This is a genomic window from Barnesiella sp. CU968, from assembly GCF_905219685.1.
In the GTDB taxonomy this organism is placed as follows: domain Bacteria; phylum Bacteroidota; class Bacteroidia; order Bacteroidales; family Muribaculaceae; genus Lepagella; species Lepagella muris_A.
Genome location: NZ_CAJMXD010000386.1, coordinates 1 through 2,704 on the forward strand (window position 1 = coordinate 1; position 2,704 = coordinate 2,704).

At 48.5% G+C, this 2,704-nt stretch carries 2 protein-coding genes, 1 tRNA gene and 1 pseudogene; 2 read left to right on the forward strand and 2 right to left on the reverse strand.

Annotated elements, in window-relative coordinates:
- Positions 1-120 precede the first annotated feature (120 nt).
- Both JX312_RS11875 and JX312_RS11880 read left to right on the forward strand, forming a co-directional pair.
- The gene (locus JX312_RS11875) at positions 121-414 is read left to right on the forward strand and encodes a PG0541 family transporter-associated protein (protein WP_123405258.1); all 294 of its coding nucleotides are present in this window, start codon (positions 121-123) and stop codon (positions 412-414) included.
- An 87-nt stretch (positions 415-501) separates the two neighbouring features.
- Positions 502-583 (forward strand) — tRNA-Leu (locus JX312_RS11880).
- Positions 584-835: 252 nt separating this feature from the next.
- Here the strand turns inward: JX312_RS11880 and JX312_RS11885 are convergent.
- Positions 836-2,281, reverse strand: a complete 1,446-nt coding sequence (locus tag JX312_RS11885; RefSeq protein WP_239653907.1) for a mannitol dehydrogenase family protein — start codon at positions 2,279-2,281, stop codon at positions 836-838.
- Positions 2,282-2,350: 69 nt separating this feature from the next.
- Positions 2,351-2,704: pseudogene (locus tag JX312_RS11890) on the reverse strand (redoxin domain-containing protein); the annotation flags it as partial.

Below are 2,704 nucleotides of genomic sequence, written 5' to 3' on the forward strand. Positions count from 1 at the left end.
CTCTTCCCTCTCTCCTCCCCATCTACTCTCCCATCTCACCCCTCTCTCCCCATCCCCATAAATCCCCATCCATCCCTATACCGCCCCATATCCCCATAGGGCGGCCCCAAAAGAAAAAAAATGAAAGCGATATTCATCTCATATGACCAGGCACATCACGAAAACATAATCGATGTGCTGACCCGCATGTCTTGCCGGGGCTTCACGGCCTTCGGCGAAGTGCAGGGACGCGGAAGCCACACCGGCGATCCGCACTATGGCACCCACGCATGGCCCTCGTTGGCATCTGCAATCCTCACCTTTGTAGACGACGACCGTGTTGACCCCGTTCTAAAAAAGCTAAAAGAACTGGACGAAAACAAACCGCTCCTCGGTCTGCGAGCCTTCGTCTGGGACACGATAGCCACAATCTGACGGATAATGGTGACAAAATTTAATTCACTTAAATTCACTTCAACTGTTGCAAAAGTCACAAATAGTTTGTAACTTTGCAACAGATTAGCGCACGTGGCGTAATTGGTAGCCGCGCTAGACTTAGGATCTAGTGTCTGACGACGTGGGGGTTCGAGTCCCTTCGTGCGCACATGATGAGGTCCGGAAGAAATTTCTTCCGGACCTCATTCTCTTTTCATCATTATTCTCTTTCCCTCTGAAAACAACCATAAAAGGGGTCAAGCCGAAATGGCGGTGCATATGTTAAATAAAAGACCTCAAGGAAGCCACAAGATGCACTATATAAAAAATTTCGAATTAAATTTAAGACCGCTTCCAACAAAAAATGTAAACGCAGGGGTCGCAGATTTTGTTGGAAGCGGTCTAAGAGCATACCGGACGGTTATTGAATGATCGACTCAAGGGTTGACATTGTTCCTTCCCTCCTCAGCCTGCCACAGAATGTTTTGTAAAGATCTGTGAAAACTTCCGATTCTTTAAGCACCACACCTTTGAAGGCGGATAGACCGAGAAAATCCTCCTCTGTGTCAGAAGCTATGTTACGCCTGTCTTCCTCCGTAAGCCACGGCTCAGAGACCTCAAACACGTTTCCGTTGTCATCCCTGTGATACTTCAGGTAATCACGATAGACGGCTGTCAGAAATGCCATGCGGACAAGATCCTTCCCGTCGGCAAACATCTTGCCGAGGTTCGGAACTATATAGACCGGAAACTTGGATATTCCGTCAAAACAAAGACGGGCTATCTGGTCACTGACCGAGCTGTTGCCGAACCTTTCAATCAGAGTACGCTTGTACTCCTCAAGATTCACGGAACCCGGTGCCGGAACATATGGCGTGACATCTTTGTCCATAAAATCCTTTACGAACTTCACGATTCTGGAATCACGCATAGCCTCGTCCACTTTCCGATAGCCGGAAAGAAACGCCGGATATGACAGCAGGGTGTGAGATGCATTCAACAGACTGAGTTTCATATTCTCATAAGCTGTGACATCATCTGTAAACTCCACCCCGGCTTTCTCCCATTCCGGACGACCGGCAACAAACTTGTCCTCGATAACCCATTGTATGAAATCCTCGCAATACACCGGTGCCTTGTCTGCCGTTCCGTTACGCCTGTTCAGCCGTTCGATGTCTGTGGCAAGCGTAGCGGGGGTGATGCGGTCGACCATGCTGTTGGGAAACGACACATTTTCTTCCGCCCAAACAGCAAGCTCATTGTCCTGCGCTTTAAAGAAACTCATGAAAGCCTTACGCGCAGTGTCTCCATTGTGTTGCAGATTGTCGCAACTGAGCAACGTCACACCCCCGGCACCATTCTCCCGACGTCTGCGAAGTCCTTCGGCGATGAAGCCGAAAACTGTTTTCGGCTTCTGACGATTCACAAGGTCATGAGCGATCTGAGAACTGCCGGACATGAAAGCTCCGCTTTCCTTGTCGATATTATATCCACCCTCGGTAATTGTCATGGATATTATCCTGATATCACCATCGGCTACAAGGTTGATTATACTTTCAGGATCCTCCTGTGCCCACACAACGTCTGTAAGCGAACCGATTACCCGTGTCTCCTCATAGCCATCGCGTCCGCAAATGGTAAGGGTGTATTCTCCGTTCTGCTCCTTGAGAGCCCTGTACAGACGTTCATCGGAGGGCAACAGCATCGCACCTGCAATCCCCCACCCGTATTGACCGGCATCAATACTCATCAAGGCGTCAGTATACGCCTCTTGATGGGCACGGTGAAAATTTCCCACCCCAAAATGCAATATACCGGGTTTCACTGACTTCCGGTCGTAACCGAAATGTTTCACATTAGTATTCATTTATCGTTCTTATTAGTATTTTTCCACTTGGTGTTTTTTCGTAGTCTGCAATTCTTCCACAATAGTGTTTCAGTAGCCCTCGGCAACGTGTGTTATAACCAGATTTTCGTCTGCTTCATAGCGGCGAGGAATACCCGATGAGGCAAAAAGGTTATAGACACTACGGTCAGTCTGTGCGGAGTAAGGCATTGTAAACCCGTTTTCTTCCCAGTAGGCCTTTACAGATGCCTCTCCTTCCTCACGCGATATGCATACGAAAAAGCAATCAGAATCCCTCTTCTTACACTCATCATAATAATCCTGCACGACAGGCAATTCGCGCCGACAATCTCCGCAGCCGGTACTGAAAGTACAACCGTCCGCGATAGCAGGTAAGCCATAAAAAGAAAGCCGTCCAGATTTTGGGCGGCTATTTTTGTGAGG